This is a genomic window from Mycobacterium sp. (assembly GCF_036273375.1).
Lineage (GTDB): Bacteria > Actinomycetota > Actinomycetes > Mycobacteriales > Mycobacteriaceae > Mycobacterium.
The window spans coordinates 1-18,133 of record NZ_DASUHS010000106.1 but is presented as its reverse complement, the minus strand read 5'-3'; the positions used below and the strand labels follow the sequence as shown (position 1 = coordinate 18,133).

The 18,133-nt window shown below is 66.7% G+C and carries 20 protein-coding genes; 3 read left to right on the top strand and 17 right to left on the bottom strand.

Annotation, left to right across the window (positions count from 1 at the left end; translation table 11 throughout):
* From VFW69_RS10575 to VFW69_RS10560, 4 genes are all read right to left on the bottom strand, one after another.
* Window positions 1-942: NAD(P)(+) transhydrogenase (Re/Si-specific) subunit beta (locus VFW69_RS10575; protein WP_526500908.1), on the bottom strand; the 942-nt coding region annotated here is incomplete at its 3' end.
* Window positions 939-1,268, bottom strand: a complete 330-nt coding sequence (locus VFW69_RS10570) for an NAD(P) transhydrogenase subunit alpha part 2 (protein WP_064950966.1) — start codon at window positions 1,266-1,268, stop codon at window positions 939-941. The genes VFW69_RS10570 and VFW69_RS10575, both read right to left, overlap by 4 nt.
* Before the next feature lie 9 nt (window positions 1,269-1,277).
* Window positions 1,278-2,414: a Re/Si-specific NAD(P)(+) transhydrogenase subunit alpha gene (locus tag VFW69_RS10565; RefSeq protein WP_526500906.1), complete on the bottom strand. Its 1,137-nt coding sequence runs from the start codon at window positions 2,412-2,414 to the stop codon at window positions 1,278-1,280.
* A 301-nt stretch (window positions 2,415-2,715) separates the two neighbouring features.
* Window positions 2,716-3,177, bottom strand: coding sequence for a nuclear transport factor 2 family protein (locus VFW69_RS10560; RefSeq protein ID WP_526500903.1), 462 nt, complete (start codon window positions 3,175-3,177; stop codon window positions 2,716-2,718).
* Between the two features lie 115 nt (window positions 3,178-3,292).
* On the opposite strand from VFW69_RS10560, the gene VFW69_RS10555 reads away from it, so the two are divergent.
* A complete protein-coding gene (locus VFW69_RS10555) occupies window positions 3,293-4,513 on the top strand; it encodes an acyl-CoA dehydrogenase family protein (protein WP_526500912.1) in 1,221 nt (406 codons plus the stop codon).
* Entirely contained in the window at window positions 4,506-5,330 is an 825-nt protein-coding gene (locus VFW69_RS10550; protein WP_526500901.1) for a tyrosine-protein phosphatase, read from the top strand. Before VFW69_RS10555 ends, VFW69_RS10550 begins: the two co-directional genes overlap by 8 nt.
* A 27-nt stretch (window positions 5,331-5,357) precedes the next feature.
* Here VFW69_RS10550 and VFW69_RS10545 read toward each other — a convergent pair whose 3' ends face one another.
* From VFW69_RS10545 to VFW69_RS10505, 9 genes are all read right to left on the bottom strand, one after another.
* On the bottom strand, window positions 5,358-6,221 hold the full coding sequence (locus VFW69_RS10545; RefSeq protein WP_526500899.1) for an SDR family oxidoreductase: 864 nt from the start codon (window positions 6,219-6,221) through the stop codon (window positions 5,358-5,360).
* A 62-nt stretch (window positions 6,222-6,283) separates the two neighbouring features.
* Window positions 6,284-7,708: an aldehyde dehydrogenase family protein gene (locus VFW69_RS10540; RefSeq protein WP_526500897.1), complete on the bottom strand. Its 1,425-nt coding sequence runs from the start codon at window positions 7,706-7,708 to the stop codon at window positions 6,284-6,286.
* Between the two features lie 162 nt (window positions 7,709-7,870).
* A complete protein-coding gene (locus tag VFW69_RS10535) occupies window positions 7,871-9,427 on the bottom strand; it encodes an LCP family protein (RefSeq protein ID WP_526500895.1) in 1,557 nt (518 codons plus the stop codon).
* Between the two features lie 146 nt (window positions 9,428-9,573).
* Complete coding sequence (locus tag VFW69_RS10530; RefSeq protein ID WP_526500893.1) at window positions 9,574-10,515, bottom strand: class I SAM-dependent methyltransferase; 942 nt, start codon at window positions 10,513-10,515, stop codon at window positions 9,574-9,576.
* 27 nt (window positions 10,516-10,542) lie between these two features.
* The gene (locus VFW69_RS10525; RefSeq protein ID WP_526500891.1) at window positions 10,543-11,484 is read right to left on the bottom strand and encodes a class I SAM-dependent methyltransferase; all 942 of its coding nucleotides are present in this window, start codon (window positions 11,482-11,484) and stop codon (window positions 10,543-10,545) included.
* Window positions 11,485-11,559: 75 nt separating this feature from the next.
* The gene (locus tag VFW69_RS10520; protein WP_526500889.1) at window positions 11,560-12,195 is read right to left on the bottom strand and encodes a TetR/AcrR family transcriptional regulator; all 636 of its coding nucleotides are present in this window, start codon (window positions 12,193-12,195) and stop codon (window positions 11,560-11,562) included.
* Between the two features lie 2 nt (window positions 12,196-12,197).
* Window positions 12,198-13,184: a pirin family protein gene (locus tag VFW69_RS10515; RefSeq protein ID WP_526500887.1), complete on the bottom strand. Its 987-nt coding sequence runs from the start codon at window positions 13,182-13,184 to the stop codon at window positions 12,198-12,200.
* A gap of 143 nt (window positions 13,185-13,327) precedes the next feature.
* Complete coding sequence (locus VFW69_RS10510) at window positions 13,328-13,876, bottom strand: Dps family protein (protein ID WP_526500885.1); 549 nt, start codon at window positions 13,874-13,876, stop codon at window positions 13,328-13,330.
* Between the two features lie 87 nt (window positions 13,877-13,963).
* Complete coding sequence (locus VFW69_RS10505; RefSeq protein WP_526500883.1) at window positions 13,964-14,875, bottom strand: DNA-3-methyladenine glycosylase family protein; 912 nt, start codon at window positions 14,873-14,875, stop codon at window positions 13,964-13,966.
* A 58-nt stretch (window positions 14,876-14,933) separates the two neighbouring features.
* Between VFW69_RS10505 and VFW69_RS10500 the strand changes: the two genes are divergently transcribed.
* Window positions 14,934-15,335, top strand: coding sequence for a nuclear transport factor 2 family protein (locus tag VFW69_RS10500; protein WP_526500881.1), 402 nt, complete (start codon window positions 14,934-14,936; stop codon window positions 15,333-15,335).
* Here the strand turns inward: VFW69_RS10500 and VFW69_RS10495 are convergent.
* The 4 genes from VFW69_RS10495 to VFW69_RS10480 all read right to left on the bottom strand — a co-directional run.
* Window positions 15,329-15,709 (bottom strand): DUF427 domain-containing protein, encoded by a 381-nt coding sequence (locus VFW69_RS10495; RefSeq protein WP_526500879.1) that lies wholly within the window; start codon window positions 15,707-15,709, stop codon window positions 15,329-15,331. The two genes, VFW69_RS10500 and VFW69_RS10495, sit on opposite strands and share 7 nt — an antisense overlap.
* A gap of 31 nt (window positions 15,710-15,740) precedes the next feature.
* A complete protein-coding gene (locus VFW69_RS10490) occupies window positions 15,741-16,586 on the bottom strand; it encodes a class I SAM-dependent methyltransferase (protein ID WP_526500910.1) in 846 nt (281 codons plus the stop codon).
* A 79-nt stretch (window positions 16,587-16,665) separates the two neighbouring features.
* Window positions 16,666-17,685 carry an NAD-dependent epimerase/dehydratase family protein gene (locus tag VFW69_RS10485; RefSeq protein ID WP_526500877.1) on the bottom strand — a complete coding sequence of 340 codons (1,020 nt, stop codon included), beginning with the start codon at window positions 17,683-17,685 and terminating at the stop codon, window positions 16,666-16,668.
* A partial coding sequence (locus VFW69_RS10480; RefSeq protein WP_526500875.1) for a nuclear transport factor 2 family protein occupies window positions 17,682-18,133 on the bottom strand: 452 nt, incomplete at its 5' end. The genes VFW69_RS10485 and VFW69_RS10480, both read right to left, overlap by 4 nt.

Here is an 18,133-nt window from a genome sequence, read left to right as displayed (position 1 = left end):
GTACGCCATTTGAATGGCGGCGTCGGCCGCAGACGTCGACTTCACGTGCTTGTCGCCGTCATCGCCACCGCCGACCGCGACGCCCCCGCCACCGAATCCACCCGCCACGATCGCGGGGATGGATCTGTTCATCGCCTTGGCCATCAGGTTGGTCAGGATCGAACCCGACGCGCCGACGATCATGCCCGCGACGATCATCGCGGTGTTGTTCAACGCCAACCCCGCAGCCGCGGCCGACAACCCGGTCATCGCGTTCAGCAGCGAGATGACCACGGGCATGTCGGCGCCGCCGATGGGCAGCACCACCATCAAGCCCAGCACGCCCGCTGCGGCGAGCAACCCGATCATCCACCACAGCGGTGCCCCGCCACTGCCGGGATGTGCGTGCAGTCCGATCACCACCGCGGCCGCCACCGCGCCGGCCAGCAGCAGCAGATTGATCGGCTGCTGCCCCCTGCCGAAGCCGATCGGCGATCCGGAGATGATCTCCTGCAGCTTGCCGAACGCGATGATCGATCCCCAGAACGAGATCGAGCCGATGATCGCGGCGAACAACGAGGCCACCACGATGTGCACGGTCGGCGACTCGCCGTGCTGGAAGGCCGAAAAGCCGCTGGTATCAATGAATTCCGAAAGCGCGATCAACGCGACCGTGCCACCGCCGACGCCGTTGAAGAACGCCACCAGCTGCGGCATGGCCGTCATCTTGGTGTAGCGGGCCGGCGGGACGCCGAGCACGACACCCACCACCAGCCCGGCGATGATCAGCACCCACTGGTCGGTGTGGCGGATCTTGATCAGGGTCGCCGCCACCGCCAATGCCATACCCACCGCGGCGATCAGGTTGCCCCGCACCGCCGTCTTGGGTCCGGTCAGACCCATCAAGCCATAGATGAAGAGGGCGAACGAAATGATGTAGAGGCCGATTACCAGGTAGTTCATTTGGCCGCCGGCTCCTCACTTTTGGCGGGCACTGGCTTCTTTTTGCCCTTGAACATGCCCAGCATCCGGTCGGTGACGATGAACCCGCCGATGACGTTCAGCGTGCCGAACACCACCGCGACGAACAGGATGATCTGCACCGCCAGCGAGGGATGCTCAACCGAGCCGAACACCACCAGGGCGCCCAGCACCACGATGCCGTGGATGGCGTTGGTGCCCGACATCAGCGGGGTGTGCAGTGTGTTGGGCACCTTGGAGATGACCGCGAACCCGACGAATCCGGAGAGCACCAGGATCGCCAGGTTGGCCAATAGCTCGTCGTACATGTAGTCCTCTCAGCCCGTCGTGCGCCGCTTGTCAGCATCGCTACGCTCTGCATCGTCGCCGGCGCCGGCGCGCGTCACGCAGGAGTCCGCGACGACCTCGTCGTCGAAGTCGGGGGCCAGCTTGCCGTCGGTGAGCAGCAGTTCCAGCAATGCGGTGATGTTCTTGCTGTAGAGCTCGCTGGCATGTTCGGGCATGGTCGCCGGCAGGTTCAAGGGCGACGCGATGGTGACGTCGTGGCGGACGACCGTCTGTCCGGGCTCGGTGAGCTCGCAATTACCCCCGGTCTCGCCGGCCAGGTCCACCACCACGCTGCCGGGCTTCATCGCCTCCACCGCGGCCCCGGTGACCAGACGCGGCGCCGGGCGTCCCGGGACCAGCGCCGTGGTGATCACGACGTCGAATCCGCTGATCGCCTTTTCCAGGGCCTTCTGCTGCTGGGCGCGCTCCTCGTCGGTGAGCTCACGGGCGTAGCCGCCCTCACCGGAGGCGTCGATGCCGATGTCGAGCCACTGCGCGCCCACCGAGCGCACCTGGTCGGCCACCTCGGGGCGCACGTCGTAACCGGTGGTGCGCGCGCCCAGCCGCTTGGCCGTCGCCAGCGCCTGCAGCCCGGCCACGCCCACGCCGAGCACCAGCACGGTGGCGGGCTTCACGGTGCCGGCCGCCGTCGTCAGCATCGGGAAGAACCGGGTCGACTCCGACGCCGCCAGCAGCACGGCTTTGTAGCCGGACACGTTGCCCTGCGACGACAGCGCGTCCATCGCTTGAGCCCGGGAGATCCGGGGAATGGCCTCGAGTGCGAACGCCTGCACGCCGGCCTGCTTCAGGGCGCCGATCGAATTGTCCGCGTTGCGGGGGGCGAGGAAACCGATCAGCGTCTGGCCGCTGCGCAGCTTGGCGACCTCGGCCTGGGTGGGCGGCGCGACCTTGACCACCACCTCGGCGGCCCAGGCGTCCCCGATGCTGGCCCCGGCCTCGGTGTACAACGCGTCGGGCAGCAGGGCCCGTTCGCCCGCACCGGACTCGACCACCACCGCCACGCCGCTGCTCACCAGCGACGCGACCGCCTTCGGCACCAGCGCGACCCGCCGCTCGTCGGCACCGGATTCGGCGACCACTCCTACCGTCGTCTGCGCATTTGTCATGGCGCGTACATCTACTTTCCGTACTTTCCCGTACTGTCCCTGCCGATGGGCGTGGCGCTGGCTCGGCCGCGCGCTTCGCTACCTTAACCAGGTTTCACCCTGGACGTGTGATCGGCTCCGGGCCACCCGAGGCCGCATACCCTGGCCGCCGGCGATCGACCCTCCGGTCGATGGTTCGCCGCCGCGAGGCGATGCAGTAGCGCCCGCGCCGTTGTGAGGTCACAAGACGGCGTTGTTGCGCCAGATTCGCTTGCACGACTCCTCCACACCGGGTACGCCCGGCGCATCGTCGCCGCCGCGGCTACCAAAGCGGGATGTCGTGCCCGTGTTCGGATTCCGGCCGGGGCCCGAAGTGGCGGCGCTGCGATTCGTCGATCGGCACGTCGTTGATGCTCGCTTCGCGGCGCGCCATCAATCCCGACTCGGTGAACTCCCACAGCTCGTTGCCATAGCTGCGATACCACCGGCCGGACTGGTCGTGGCACTCGTATTGGAACCGCACCGCGATGCGGTTGTCGTGAAAGCCCCAGAGGCTCTTGCGAAGCGAGTAATCGAGCTCGCGCTGCCACTTGCGGGTTAGAAACGCGACGATCTCGTCGCGGCCCACGACGTGTTCGCCGCGATTGCGCCATTGCGAATCGACCGTGTAGGCCAGGCTGACGCGTCGAGGATCGCAGGTATTCCACGCGTCCTCGGCCGCTTGCACCTTTCGGATCGCCGTTTCCCGGGTGAACGGCGGGAACGGGGGGCGCGCTTCACTCATACCGCCTATCGTGCGCCCCCGCCGGCACGTTTTCACCGCAGCGTAAGCATTGCGCTGACGACCGGAAACGCAGCGACTCGACACGTGTCCTATCGTGACGGGCATGGACTTCGCGATGTCGGCCAAAGCCAGCGACTACCACAAGCGACTGTCCGACTTCATGACGGAGTACGTCTTCCCGGCCGAGGCCGAATACGACAAATACCGCGACGAAGCCGGCCCGCACGACCACACGGTCCCGCCCGTCATCGAAGAACTCAAAGTCAAAGCCCGGGCGCACGGGCTGTGGAATCTCTTCCTGCCGGCGGAGTCGGGCCTGAGCAACTTGGAGTACGCGCCGCTGGCCGAGATCACCGGCTGGAGCCTGGAAATCGCCCCCGAGGCGCTAAACTGCGCGGCACCCGACACCGGCAACATGGAGACCCTGCACCTGTTCGCCACCGAGCAGCAACGCAAGCAATGGCTGGAGCCATTGCTGAACGGCGAGATCCGCAGCGGCTTCTCGATGACCGAGCCCGCGGTCGCCAGCAGCGACGCCCGCAATATCGAGACCTCCATCGTCCGCGACGGCGGCGATTACGTGATCAACGGCCACAAGTGGTGGACCTCAGGCGCGGCGGATCCCCGCTGCAGGATCCTGATCGTGATGGGGCGCACCAACCCCGATGCGGCCAGCCATCAGCAGCAGTCGATGGTGCTGGTGCCCATCGATACGCCGGGCGTCACGGTGGTCCGCTCGACCACTGTCTTCGGCTTTCAGGACCAGCCCGGACACTGCGAGATCATCTACGACGACGTCCGGGTGCCGGTCACCAACCTGCTGGGCGAGGAGGGTGGCGGCTTCGCCATCGCGCAGGCACGGCTGGGGCCGGGCCGCATCCACCACTGCATGCGCGCGCTGGGCGGATCCGAGCGGGCGCTGGCGCTCATGGTGGACCGGGCCTCCAAGCGGGTGGCGTTCGGCCGTCCGCTGGCCGACCAGGGCGTGGTGCGGGAGTCGATTGCCAAGTCCCGCAACGAGATCGACCAGGCCAGGCTGCTCTGCGAGAAGGCCGCATGGACCATCGATCAGCATGGCAACAAGGCCGCCCACACGTTGGTCTCGCAGATCAAGGCGGTCGCGCCGCAGGTGGCGTGCAACGTGATCGACCGCGCCATCCAGGTGCACGGGGCCGCGGGCGTCAGCGAGGACACTGCGCTGGCCCGCCTGTACGCCTGGCACCGAGCCATGCGGCTCTTCGACGGCCCCGACGAGGTGCACATGCGGACCATCGCGCGCGCCGAGCTCGGCAGGGAAAAATCTGCGCTCGCCGCGGCGGTCACCACGCATGACTGAGGCCGTGCGAGAACTGTCCGGCGCGTGGAACTTTCGCGATGTCGCCGACGGCACGCCCGCGCTGCGGCCCGGACGGCTGTTCCGGTCCGGTGAGCTGAGCCGGCTCGACGACGCCGGACGCGCAACGCTGCGCGAGTTGGGTATCACCGACGTCGCCGACCTGCGGGCGAACCAGGAAGTCGCCCGGCGCGGTCCGGGGTTGGTTCCCGACGGCATCGAGATTCACCGGCTCCCCCTCCCCGACCTCGGCGACGATGAACCAAGCGACGACGAAGCCCCGCACGAACACGCATTCCGACGCCTATTCGAAGGCGACGCCAGCCAGTCCGACGAGTCCGTCAACGAGGCCGCCGTCCGCCACATGATCGAGGAGTACCGGCAGTTTCCGACGCGCAACGGGGCGCAACGCGCTGTGCGGCAAGTCTTCTCGTTGCTTGGTGCCGGGCGTCCGGTGCTCACGCACTGCTTCGCGGGCAAAGACCGCACCGGTTTCGTTATCGCCACGGTGCTGGAAGTGCTCGGCGTCGACCGCGACACCATCGTCGCCGACTACCTGCGCAGCAACGCCGCGGTTCCCCAGCTCCGAGACCATATCTCCGAGATGATCCAGCAGCGCTCCGATGTCGAGCTCACGCCGGAGGTCGTCACGTTCACCGAGGCCCGCCTGTCCGACGGAGTGCTCGGCGTACGGCCGGAGTACCTGGACGCCGCACGCCACACCATCGACGAGGAGTTCGGGTCGCTGGATGACTACCTGCGCGACGCGGGTGTCAGCGAGGCGGACGTCGAACGCCTGCGCGGCGAGTTGCTCGCGTGACTCGCTGACCACCCGATCGCAACTGGCTTACCCCAGCTTGAAGTCGGCCTGCTTTGCCGTGGACAGATCGGTGATCTCACCCCACTGGGAGGCGATGTCCTCCACCGTCGGCGGCTTTTCGTAGTTGACGCCCTTGTTCTGGAACAGCGCGACGCGCTGCACCTTGCCGCCACCGACCACGAAAACCGAAGCGCTGTTCGGGTTTTCCTCGGTGCAGAGGTAGGCCACCACCGGAGCGACGTACTCGGGCGTCAGCTTCTCGAGAACTTCCTTGGGAAGGATGTCTTCGGTCATCCGGGTCGCCGCGATTGGGGCGACCGCGTTGGCGTGGATGTTGTACTTCGCACCCTCCAGCGCCAGGCTGTTGATCAAGCCGACCAGGCCGAGTTTGGCCGCACCGTAGTTGGTTTGGCCGAAGTTGCCGAACAGCCCGCTGGTAGAGGTGGCGACGACCACGCGGCCATAACTCTGCTCACGGAAGTGCGGCCACGCGGCGCGGATGACGTTGTAGCCACCGTAGAGGTGCACCTTGAGCACGGCGTCCCAGTTCTCGTAGGACATCTTGTGGAAGGTGCCGTCGCGCAGGATGCCGGCGTTGCTGACCACGCCGTGCACGGCGCCGAATTCGTCGAGCGCGGTTTTGATGATGTTCTCGGCGCCCTCGGACTCGGAAACGCTGTCGTAGTTGGCGACCGCCCGCCCGCCGGCGTCCTTGATCTCCTTCACCACATCGTCGGCCATATTGTGGCCGGCGCCGGTGCCGTCGCGCGAACCGCCGAGGTCGTTGACGACGACGCTGGCGCCCTCCTTGGCGAGGGTCAGGGCGTAGTCACGGCCCAGTCCTCCACCGGCTCCGGTGACGATGATGACGCGATCCTGCACTCCGGGCATAAGGTTCCTCTCTGATGTGAAAAATTCCGTCTAGCAAGCGATTTGGTGCGGGACAACGATCCCTAGAACATCCGGCGGGCCATCTTCATGGCGCGGTCGGTATAGGGCGGGTAGATGAAGCTGGACAGGTCGGGGCGGGTCGGCTTGGTCAGCACCGACTTGCGGTGGCTGAACTCCTCGAAGCCGAACTTGCCGTGGTAAGCACCCATGCCCGACGCGCCGACGCCACCAAAGGGCAGCTTGGCCGTCGACACCTGGAAGGCGAGGTGGTTGACCAGCATGCCGCCGGCGGGCACCTCCTTGATCACCCGTTCGCGCGTCTCGCGCGTCTTGGTGAACAGGTACGCCGACAGCGGCTTGGCCCGCGAGTTGACGAAACGTATTGCGTCATCCAGTGATTGGACCGTGATGATCGGCAGCACCGGCCCGAAGATCTCGTTCTGCATCAGCGGGCCGTCCGGGTCGGGGTCCACCACGACGGCGGGCTGGATGCGCAGGCTCGACGCGTCGCTCTTGCCACCGACGACGACGTTGCCGTCCCCGCCGGCCAGGTAGCTGGTGATCCGGTCGAACTGCCGCTGATTGACGATCCGCATGCCGTCGGGCTTGTCCGCCGTGAACTTCGTGACGGCGGCGCCGATCTTGCTCACCAGCTCGTCACGAATCTTGATGTCCGCCAACACATAATCGGGCGCGACGCACGTCTGGCCGGCGTTCAGCAGTTTCATCCAGGCGATGCGCTTGGCCGCCACATCGATGTCGGCGTCGGCCGCCACGATCACCGGGCTCTTGCCGCCGAGCTCCAGCGTGCACGGGGTCAGGTGTGGCGCCGCGCCCTCGTACACCTTGCGGCCGATCTCGGTGCCGCCGGTGAACAGCAGGCGGTCCAGGCCCTGCCCGATCAGCTCCTGGCTGGTCGCGCCGTCGCCCTCGACCACCGCGATCGCGTCGTTATCCAGGTATTTCGGCACCAGCTCCGCCATCAAATGCGCGGACGCCGCGGCGATTTCCGATGGCTTGAGGATGACGGCATTGCCCGCGGCGATCGCGCCGACGGCCGGACCCAGGGTCAGGTAGAACGGGTAGTTCCACGCGCCGATGATCAGCACGGTGCCGTAGGGCTCGTACTCGATCCAGCCGCGGCCCGGCAGCTGCGGCATCTCGAGCAACTGGTATCTGCGCTTCGTCCACCGGCGCACCTTCTTGGCGGCGTACTTCGCCTCACCGGCGGTGGTGGCGATGTCGGCGATGAAGGCCTCGAATGGACTGCGGTCCAGGTCTTCGGCCAGCGCTGCCGCGATCGCGCCCTCGTTCTCGTCCATCAGCTTGGCCAGCTGCAGCAGCTGGCGTTTCCGCCATTCGATGTCGCGGGTGCGTCCGGTGGCGAAGGTCTGACGAAGCCGGGCGACCGTGGCGGGGATATCGGCCGGTGCGGTCCCGTTGGTGGAGTCCGATGTGTTCGATGCAACCGATTCGGTGGTCATCATTGTCCTTCCCGAGCAGAGTCCCGCTGCGCGGCGGCCGCTCATCGGTGATAACCGCGATACTAACCATCCGGTTGGGAGAGCAGTAGGAAGGATCCGGCCAACCCCGTTCTCGCCGGGTCAGATCGTTGCGAGCCCGGCGCGCAGGCGCGATGACCGGTGCGGTTACTTCACACAGGGGACGTTCGCCGCGCTCATCTGGCTGAGGTCGGTCGGCGCCGGGGCGCGGTCGCCGGCGCCGGTGGCGGCCACCGCACTCACCTGCCCGGACCCGGACGGGTCGGTCGTTGCACCGGGGTGGGCGAGGTAGTCGGCGGCGGGAAATTGCGTTCCCACGGTCAGCCGGACCGTCCCGGCCGCCACGGTGTTGTTCGTGGTCGCCGGCACGTGCAGTTGATCGGCGAGGACCTGGGCGGCCCGGTCGGCCCCGGGGCCGAATTCGATGATGCTGTCGTCGGCCGGGACCGCCGCGGTCGTGGCGCTGCCACGGGTGAAGCCGCGGCCGGCGAAGGCCTCCTCGATGGCGCCCGCAAGCCCGTCACGTGAGGTGGCATTGACGACGTCGAGAATCGCGGGTTCGGCCAACGGCGGCTGGGTGTTCGGTGAGGCGGCTTCGAGCGCGACCGGTGTGTCCGACATGAAGCGCTCGTTGACGATGCGCCGGATGGTCGGAAGGTCGACCTGGTTGATGTCGGACCCGTTGGCGTCTTTACCGAAGCCGGCGATCGGCAGGGTGTAGAGCGACAGCGGGCGCTCGCTCAATTGCGAGGCCCGGGAGGCGAATTCCATGACGTCCAGCCCGTCGTCGACGGCGACATTGTCGCGGGCGACCTGCAGCAGTTTGCGCAGCCCGCTCACGGTGGAAAGCGCACCGCCGCTGCGAGCCGCGTCGACCAACGACACCAGGAACGCCTGCTGTCGCCGCGTGCGGTCGAAATCGGTGAAGGAGCCGTCGGTTTCGTCGCGTCGCTGCCGCACGAAGGCCATCGCGTCCGCGGCATCGATGTGCTGAACCCCTTGGTGGAAGTCGGCACCCGAATAGCTGTCCCGTGTATCGGCGTTGAGGCACACGGTGACCGGCTCGACGGCCTTGGCGATTTGAAAGAACGCGCCCAATGTGACCTCGACGAAGTGGTCGACCGAGATGCCCAGAAAGTCTTTGACCGCGTTGATCTCGGCCTTGCGGCCGGCCTCGCGGGCGGTCTGCTCGCGAGCCGTCAAATTGTTGGCACCCGGCCCACCCGAATTCCCGGCCGCCTGCGAATTCAGCGACTGTTGATAGGCAAGCCCGTATGCCTGCTTGATCTTGCCGGCGCAGACCGACCCCGGGCATCCCGGTAACTCCGCGTAGTCGTCGCGCGGAATCGATATCGCGGTGACCGGCCCGTCGCCGTCCGAAATATGCACGACGATAAGGACATTGGCGTTGTAGCCGCCCGAGCTCTCGTCGCCGGCATGCAGCGCGTCATAGATCTCTTGAGGCAGGGGCTTGCCGTTCTGGTCCAGCCGGCTGTCCAGACCCATCAGCAGGATGTTCTGGTTGCCGTCCAGCGTCGTCGCCGCATTCGGTAGCGCGTGCGAAATGATGATCTTGCCCAGGGCCGTGTGATAACCCGTCCACCCCATACCGGTGATCGCCATGACGAACGCCGAAGCGGTGGCGGCGACCGACCGGCCTTTTCTCAGCACCCAGCGGTGTGTTTGATCGGATCCGCCGCCCATAATGAGTGACCATTGTTCCCGATGACCAGGCGAATTCCCGGTAACCGCAGCCGCGAGCCAACAGTGAACGTGCGACGGGTCGACGAAGTCGGGCGCGTTACGACGTACCTAGGACGGGTGTTGCAGTCACGAAGCGTTGCGCGCCCTTACAGCCGCTCGGCGACCACGAAATCGGAGAAAGCGTCCTTGTCGTCGGCCAGCGCGACGTTCTCGATCCAGCGGCCCAGCCGGCGCATCGCGGCGGTCGAGTGCTCGGCCGTCGCACGCCAACCGTGTTCGTTGAGCCAGTCGGTGACGTCGGCGCGGTGGTCGTCGCGATACATCAGCTCGCCGACGTCGAGGGTCTGCTCCATGCCGATCTCGTCGGCGACCTTCTTGAACCGTTCCCGCATCTGCTGGCGCCGCTCGTCGGCGTGATTGGGTGCGGTTTCCGCCGAGACGCGGCTTCCGGCCGGACTCAGCTCGCCGATCAGGGTGAACAACCGGTCCTGGGCCTCGGCCGGCAGGTACATCAGCAGGCCCTCGGCCAGCCAGGCGGTGCGCTGGGTGGGGTCGAAGCCCGCAGCACGCAGCGCGGCGGGCCAGTCCTGGCGCAGGTCGATGGCGACTTCGCGGCGATCGGCCGAGGGCGTGGCCCCGTTCTGGGCCAGCGTGGTCGACTTGTAGGCCAGCACCTCGGGCTGGTCGAGCTCGTAGACCGTGGTGCCGGCCGGCCAGTCCAGCCGGTACGCGCGGGAGTCCAGCCCCGACGCCAGGATCACGATCTGGCGGATACCGGCGGCTACGGCATCGGTGAAGAAGGTGTCGAAGAAATGCGTCCGCACCGCTTGGTAGCCGCGCATGTGGTGCAGGTGCGCCGCGGACTCTTCGTCCAGGGCTTCGACCTTGGCCGCGATCTCCGGGTCCAGCATGGCCTCCCACAGGACGCCGGCACCGGAATTGGTGACCAGGAGCTTGGCGTAGGGGTCGCGGATGAGCGCGTCGGGACGTTCGGTCTCGACGGCGCGCGCCGCGGCCACCATCACCGCGGTGGTGCCGACGCTGCTCTTGATGTCCCAGGTGTCATCGTGGGTGCGCAGTGAACTCATGGCGGTGCTCCTTGGATCGATCCCTGGTCAGGTGGTGGGCTTGCCGAGACGCGCCCGCAGCAGCGTGCTGCGGACCGCTTCGTCGGTCAGGTCTTCGGGTACCGGACGGCCCAGCCGGGCCATCTCGTCGCGGTTGCTCACGCTGTGCACGCGCCAGCCGTGGTCGGCCAGCCACGCGGCCGCGTCGGAACGGTCCGGCTCGTGGTAGGTCAGCGCCTGGACATTGACATCCAAACCGAGCCGGTCCCGCATCCGCAGCCAGCGCTGCGAGTTGCTCCGGGAGTTCAAGCCGAACATCTCGATCGCGATCTGACTGTCCGGCGCGCTGAGCGCGGTGACCATCTCGAACAGCCGGTCCTGAGCGTCGCTGGGCAGGTACGGGAGCAGCCCTTCGGCCAGCCACGCGGTGGGTTGGGTGCGGTCGAATCCTGAGGCGGTCAGGGCCGCGGGCCAATCGTCACGCAGGTCCACCGGGACGGGATGCCGGATAGCGGACGGCACGGCGCCGTGCTGCTGCAGGATGTCGGTCTTGTATTCCAGCACCTGGGGCTGGTCGATCTCGTAGACCGTGGTGCCGGCCGACCAGTCCAACCGGTAAGCCCTCGAGTCCAGCCCGGCGGCCAGAATCACCACCTGCCGGATCCCGGCGCCGGCGGCGTTCCCGAAGTACTCGTCGAAGAAGTGGGTGCGCACGGCCTGGTAGTCGATACCGCATCGATGCGAGCGCTGTCCGTGCTCATCACCGTCGAGCCAGGCGAGCTCCGGGTCGGCCAGCCGCGCCCACGCCGGGCCGGCGGCCGACACCAGCAGTCGCGCGAAGTCGTCCCGGATCAGCGGATCGGGTCCGGCGGTTTCCGCCGCACGCGACGCGGCGACGCCCAGCGCGGTGGCGCCGACGAGTTCAGTGATGGCCCAGCTGTCGCCGGCAGACCGTACGGAAGGCGGCAACGAGGCATCCAGATCAGTCATATCCGGACCATGGTACCGGGATAAGTTAGTTAGCCTATACGCTTTGTGCGCAACTTCACTGCGCGCCGACGAGCGCTAAGCCTCTGGCTGCCGGAGCGCGCCTTCCAGGAGCTGGCGCATTACACCGACGAGCGCCAGCAGGTTCTCGGGGCTCTCGATATAGCCCGCATAGAGACCGACCCCGCAGACCAGCACCAGCAGTGCCTCGGTCAATGCCGACGCCTCGACGCCGGCGATGATTTCGCCGCGCTCGATCGCGTCGTTGATGACACCCAGAAGAAAATCTCGGGCAAGCCGAACGGAATCGTCGTCACTTCCGATCAAATCCGGATGGCGCTGCGATTCCAGTACGCCCGTGACTAAAAAAGCGGATCCGGCAGGGTTCTTAGAATTGGCTCTCGTCGCTTCGGAGATGAATGCCGTCAACTGCGCCGCCAGGGTGGGTTCGCGTTGTGCCTGTTTGATGCCGGCCCCGATGACGGATTCGTTGGTGTCTTGCAGAACTTCGCGATAAAGCGCCCGTTTGCTTGAGAAGTAATGGTTGATGGCAGGCCGGGTGAGGTCGGCGCGCGCAGCGATGGCCTGGAACGTCGCGCCGTCGTAGCCACGTTCGCTGAACACCAAACGAGCAGCTTGAATTATTCGTTGCCGCGTCTCGTCGGCCTTCGCGGCAGGAGGTCGCCCCGGCCTGCGGGTCCCCCGTGGAAGCATTGCTAAAGTGTGCCACCGCCGTGGTGCGGCATTAGCGCATTTGGCGGAATGCTGCCAAACTTTCCCGCCTGGTAGTCCTCGAGCGCCTCGATCAATTCCGCGCGACTGTTCATTACGAAAGGCCCGTAGTGGAATACCGGCTCGCGAATCGGCCGCCCACCCAGAAGCAGCAAATCAATGGTTCCTGGTGTCCGGCCGGAATCCGGGACCTGCTGGGTTCCCACAGTGATCCGATCGCCGGGCCCCAGGACCGCTAATTGCCCCTGGTGGATCGGATGGGCGACTGGGCCGACGTACCCGCTGCCGGACAACACATAGACCAGGGCATTGAAGTCGCGCCGCCACGGAATGTTGAGCCGCGCCCCGTTCTCGATCGTCGCGTGCGCGAGGGTGATCGGCGTGTGGGTGACACCGGGGCCCCGGTGCCCGTCGATCTCGCCGGCGATGATGCGGATCAGCGCTCCGCCGTCGTCGGATGCGAGCAACGCGGCGTCGCCGCCTTCGATCGACTGATACCGCGGGGGTGCGAACTTGTCTTTCTTCGGCAGGTTCACCCAGAGTTGGACGCCGTGGAAGAGCCCGCCACTGTCGACCAGCTCGGCCGGCGGCGTCTCGATGTGCAGGATGCCCGAGCCGGCTGTCATCCACTGCGTCGCACCGTCAGCGATCAGGCCGCCACCGCCGTGGGAGTCCTGGTGCGCAAACTTCCCGTCGAGCATGTAGGTCACGGTTTCGAAGCCGCGGTGCGGATGCCAGTCGGTGCCCCGGGGCTCCCCCGGCTGGTATTCGACCTCGCCCATCTGGTCCATGTGCACGAAGGGGTCGAGCGCGGCCGTGCCGACTCCCGCAAAAGCGCGCACAACCGGGAAACCCTCACCCTCGTAGCCGCGAGGGCCGGTGGTGATCGATCGGACCGGCCGCTCGGTGTCGGCGGGGCCGGGACCGCTGACTCGTGGCAACGTCAGCGTGTTAGCCGTGACTGCAGGCATCTGGCCTCCTCATTAGTGGATGCCCTATATAACCGGACTATGGTCCACTTATTCCGAGGAGGAGACGCTCGCGAGAGTGGAACATTCGCCCCGGCACAAAGGTGCCGGGGCGAATGCGCGGAGTTTACGCAGTACGAAGGTTCTCAGGATTTGCCACGGGCGCTGCTTGCGGCGTCCTTCTCAGTGCTCTTGCCCTTGTGCGCCAGCTCCCCGCCGGCGCTTTCCAGGTGCGCGCGGACGAACCATTGGAACTTCTCCAGCGGGCCTGCCTGGCCGATCAGCAGGTCCTGGGTCACCTGGTCGAGCTCGTCTGTCTCCTCGATGTATTGGCGGATGTCCTCGATGACACCGGTGTAGACGAGGTCCAGCGCGGCCAAGTGCGCCTGTACCGTGTCTCGGCCGACCGAGTAGTCGTCCCACGACCGGTCCTTGATGATGGCGCCGGGGGTGCCCTGCGGCGAAGCACCAAGGGCCGCAATGCGTTCGGCAACATCGTCGGCAAACCCGCGCACCGCGTCCACTTGCGGATCGATCATCTCGTGCACGCCGATGAAGTTCGGGCCAACCACGTTCCAGTGAATGTGCTTCAGCGTCAGATGAAGATCGTTGTAGGTGCTCAGCTGCTTTTGCAGCAGTTCGGTGAGCCGCGCCGCCTGCTTATCGGTCAATCCCGGGATTGTGAACTGAGTCATTGCTTATTTCCAGCTTCCTTCCATGGGTTCGCACACTGCTCCTTGCGGTGGTGGGTACCCGATGGCCACACCGAAAAACGCGACGGATCAAAGCGAGTGGATTTGCTGCACCGGCAGCCGCGAGCCGCGGCGGGGTTCGTACGCCAGTCCGCTGGCTTCGAGCAACCGGACCACGCGCTGGCGGTGGGGTCGCATCGGCGCGAGCAGTTCGAGCATGCCCGCGTCGTCGACGGGCCGGCCCAGCAATGTCCAGCCGATCATTTTGGGAATGTGATAGTCGCCCACCGACACAGCGTCGGCGTCGCCGAAGGCGCGTTGTGCGGTCTCGGCGGCGGTCCACTCCCCCACCCCCGGCAGCGACATCAGGGCCTCACGTGCCTGCACCGGCGGCCGCGACACCAACCTTTCCAGCGAGGAAGCCCGCCGCGCACAGGTCACCACGGTCTGCGCCCGCCGCGGGTCGACGTTGGCACGATGAAACTCCCACGACGGGATATGTCGCCATACCTGCGCCGGCGGCATGACTCGCATCCCCTCCGGCGCCGGTCCCGGCGCGGGCGTCCCATACTTCGACACCAGCACCCGCCAGGAGCGAAACGCATCGGCGCCGGGCACCCGCTGCTCGATGATCGCCGGGATCAGGGCCTCCAGCACCAGCCCGGTGCGGCCCAGGCGCAAGTGCGGAACCCGTTGGTAGGCGGCCGCAACCGTCGGATGCCGCGGCACGAAGTCCGAGGCGTCGTCCTCGAGACCCAGCATGGCGGGCAGCGTTTCGATGAACTCCTGCGCGCCGGTGCCCCACGCCACACCGAGCGCGGCATTGGGGGCGATGCGGCTGATCCGTGCCGTGACGGATCCGCTGGGCAGCAGACTGGTGCGCCAGATCGAGCCGTCGCCGGGCGCCCGGAAGCACGGATCACCGAGGCCGCGGCGAAGCGGCGCCAACGTGTGCCCGAAGCTGACGGCTCCTGGAAACACGACGGTGCGCGTGCTCTTCACCTGATGACTCCGACTGCTGTGATTGACCGTGAACTGCGTCCCAAGTCAATATTGCGTTGTGATGACGCCGTTCGACGACCCGCAGGGCGAACTGGCCTGGATGTTTCTGCAGAGCACCAGCGACGGCGGCGATCTGGACGAGGGCTTCACCCTGCTCAGTGATGACTTCACCTACTGGACCCTCTACACGCGCACTCCCTGCGACAAGGACGCATTTCGGCGTGGCATCGAGCGACGCAAACAAGACCTCGAACTGACCATCGACCTGGTGCGCTGCGTCAACGAGGGAGAGACCGTGGTGGTGGAGGCGCAGGCCACCGGCACCACGTCCGACGGCGTGGAGTACGACAGCCCGTTCGTGTGCATCTTCGACACCCGCGACGGGTTGATCGTCTCCATGCGGCTGTACAGCGACACCAGTGCGGCCGCGACCGCACTTCCCGGGTGGATTCCCTACTGAGCCGAGACGCTGATGTCGGCCTTATTGGGGTAGAACGCCACATGCCCGGCAATCGCCGCGACGGCCGGATACGGCTGCTCATATGTCCAGATCACATCGTCGACGGTGTCGCCGGCCGAGGTGGTCACGCTGTAGTAGCTCGCGTCGCCCTTGAAGGGACAGTACGTGCTGGTCTCCGTCGGGGTGAGCCGATCCTGCACCACGTCGGCCATCGGAATGTATTGCACCGCGGGCAAAGTGGCTTCGCGTAATTCCAGTGCTGCGGTGGTGTCGGCGACGAGCTCGCCGTTGACGCGGACCTGCACCCGCCCCTTCGTCGGCTCGATGGTGATGGGGTGCCCCGCGCTGGGTTCTTTGATTTCCGGGTGGGCCATGGTGGTTCCTCCTTAGACGTCTATCCGTCTTTCAACGCGCGTCGGTGGTCAGGGCTTCCCGTCCGGGCGGACCGAATGCGTAGCGGTGGTATTGCGCCATGTTCGCCACCGCGGGAAACACCGACATGATCTTGCCCAAGGCTCGGGATGAGCGGGGCAACTGCGCGAAGGTGTACGACTCGAACCATCGTTCCCAGGCCAGCAGCCGCACCCCTGGCACGGCTTCGACGATGTCGTCGGGCCCGTTGATCGCCCAGCGCAGCGTGGACCCCGACCGTCGCACCACGGTGTTGAGCCACTGCGACTTGACCCCGAGCCAATTGAACGCGTCGAACTGCAGCTCACCCGAACCGAACCGGCCGACTACCCGGCGCAGCAGCGCGATGCCGTCCTCCTCGGTGAGGTACATGGTCAGCCCCTCCCCGATCACCAGTGTGGGACGGTCGGCGGGAATTTCCGCCAGCCATGCCGGGTCGGTGACCGAGGCGGCAATGACGCGATAGTGGTCGCGGCTGGGATAGAGCTGGGTGCGCAGCGCTGCGACCTCGGGGTAGTCGACGTCGTACCAGTCGACGTCCGGGCCCGGCTGCAGGCGGAAAAACCGGCTGTCGAGCCCGCAGCCCAGGTGCAACACGACCGAACGGGGATGCGCGGCAAGGAATTTGCGCGTCCACTGGTCGAAGTGCGCCGACCGGGTGGTCACCGACGGTGCCCGCCGCGGCGTGATGGTGGTTTTCTTCCAGTCGTAGTCGATGCGCTCGACGATCTCCTTCGCGTACCGATCGCCCAGAATCGGCTTCGGGAAGTCGGCGTCCAGCGCCTTCGCGTAGAACGTCGCCAACATGGTCTGGGGTGCCCCGGTGAGATCGACAGGCACTCGCGCGGTAGTCACACCGCCCGAGGCTAGACCGACGTCCAGCGCCGCGCCGCGTCCTGAACAGCGGTCGGCGTGGCGTTCAGCCGGGAGTCGTGCTCCTGCTCTTGGCATTTCGCATCGCCGCCCAGAATCGGGCCGCCTCGCGGATGGATTCCTCGACCGGGCGCGGCTGCCAGCCCAATTCGCGAACGGCCTTGCTGTGGTCGACGGGCGCTTCGGCACGCATCATGCGCACCGACGCGAGGCTGAGTTCGGCGTCCTTGCCGGTGAGGCGGGCCCGCAGGTCGCCCAGCGCGCCGAGCGCATAGAGCATCGGGACGGAGATGGAGCGCCGCGGCGCGGGGACGCCGGCCTCGTCGGCCGCGATCCGGACCACGTCCTTCAACGCGATCATCCGCTCCGAGATCAGGTACCGCTCGCCGATGCGCCCGTGTTCGGCGGCCAGGAGCATGGCCCGGGCGGCGTCGGTGACGCCGACGACTTCCAGCGCGATGCCCTCCATCGTGAAGGGCAGCTTGCCGAAGACCGCGCCGGCGATGAACGCACCGTGCGGGGTGCCGCCCCAGTCGCCGCTGCCGTATGTCGTCGACACGCACATCGCCACCGCGGGCAGCCCCGCCTCGGCCACGTAGCGCATCACCAGGTTCTCGGCCTGGACCCGGGACTGGACGTAGTCCGATACCCCGCGGGCGCCGATGATGTCCTCTTCCGTCGCGACGTGTCCGTGGCGCCGCCCGACGGTCGCGTAGGTGCTGGTGAAGACGAACCGGCGCAGGGCGGGTTGCGTGACGGCCACATCGAGAACGTTGCGCAGCCCTTCGACGTTGGTGCGAAACAGCGGCGAGGTATCGCGCAGCCAGGCGCGGGTATCGACGACGCAGTAGTAGACGTCGTCGACACCGTCCATCGCCTCCTGCAGCACGGCGGTATCGAACACGTCGCCGTGAAAGCGGGTCAGCACAAGGTCATCGATGGCGCGGGTATTGGCGTTCGGCCGCACCATCGCCCGAACTTCCGCACCGTCGGTGACGAGTTGCCGGGTCACATGCGAACCCAGAAAGCCGTTGGCGCCGATCACAAGTTTGGGTCTGGCGGTCACTGAGCCCCTCCGTACTGGTCCATGAAACGCGCGGCGTCCTCGTCGAGGGTGCCGAGCTCCTGCGCCTTGCGGCACCACCTCAACGTGGCCTGCACGAAGCGCAGCGGGTTGTAGATGTCTTCCTGCTGACGCCACAGGCCATCGCCGGCGTAGGTGATGATCGAAATGTTCGTCGCGCCGATGACAGTGCCGTCGCCGGGATCGCGCATCGGGTTGTCGAGTTCCATGATGATGCGCCCCGTGGGCTCGTCGATCACCGACCACAGCGACGGGAACGCGACCATGTGGCTGCCGGGAAAGCTACCCATCGTCCGGCTGATCCACTCGCGGACCTCATCGCGGCCGTGCATGGTGCCCGCCGCGTGTTCGATGTACAAGACGTCGGGTGTGTAGTGCTGGACCCACGCGTCCCAGTCCTGCGATTGCGCCGCCGCATCGACGGTCGCTT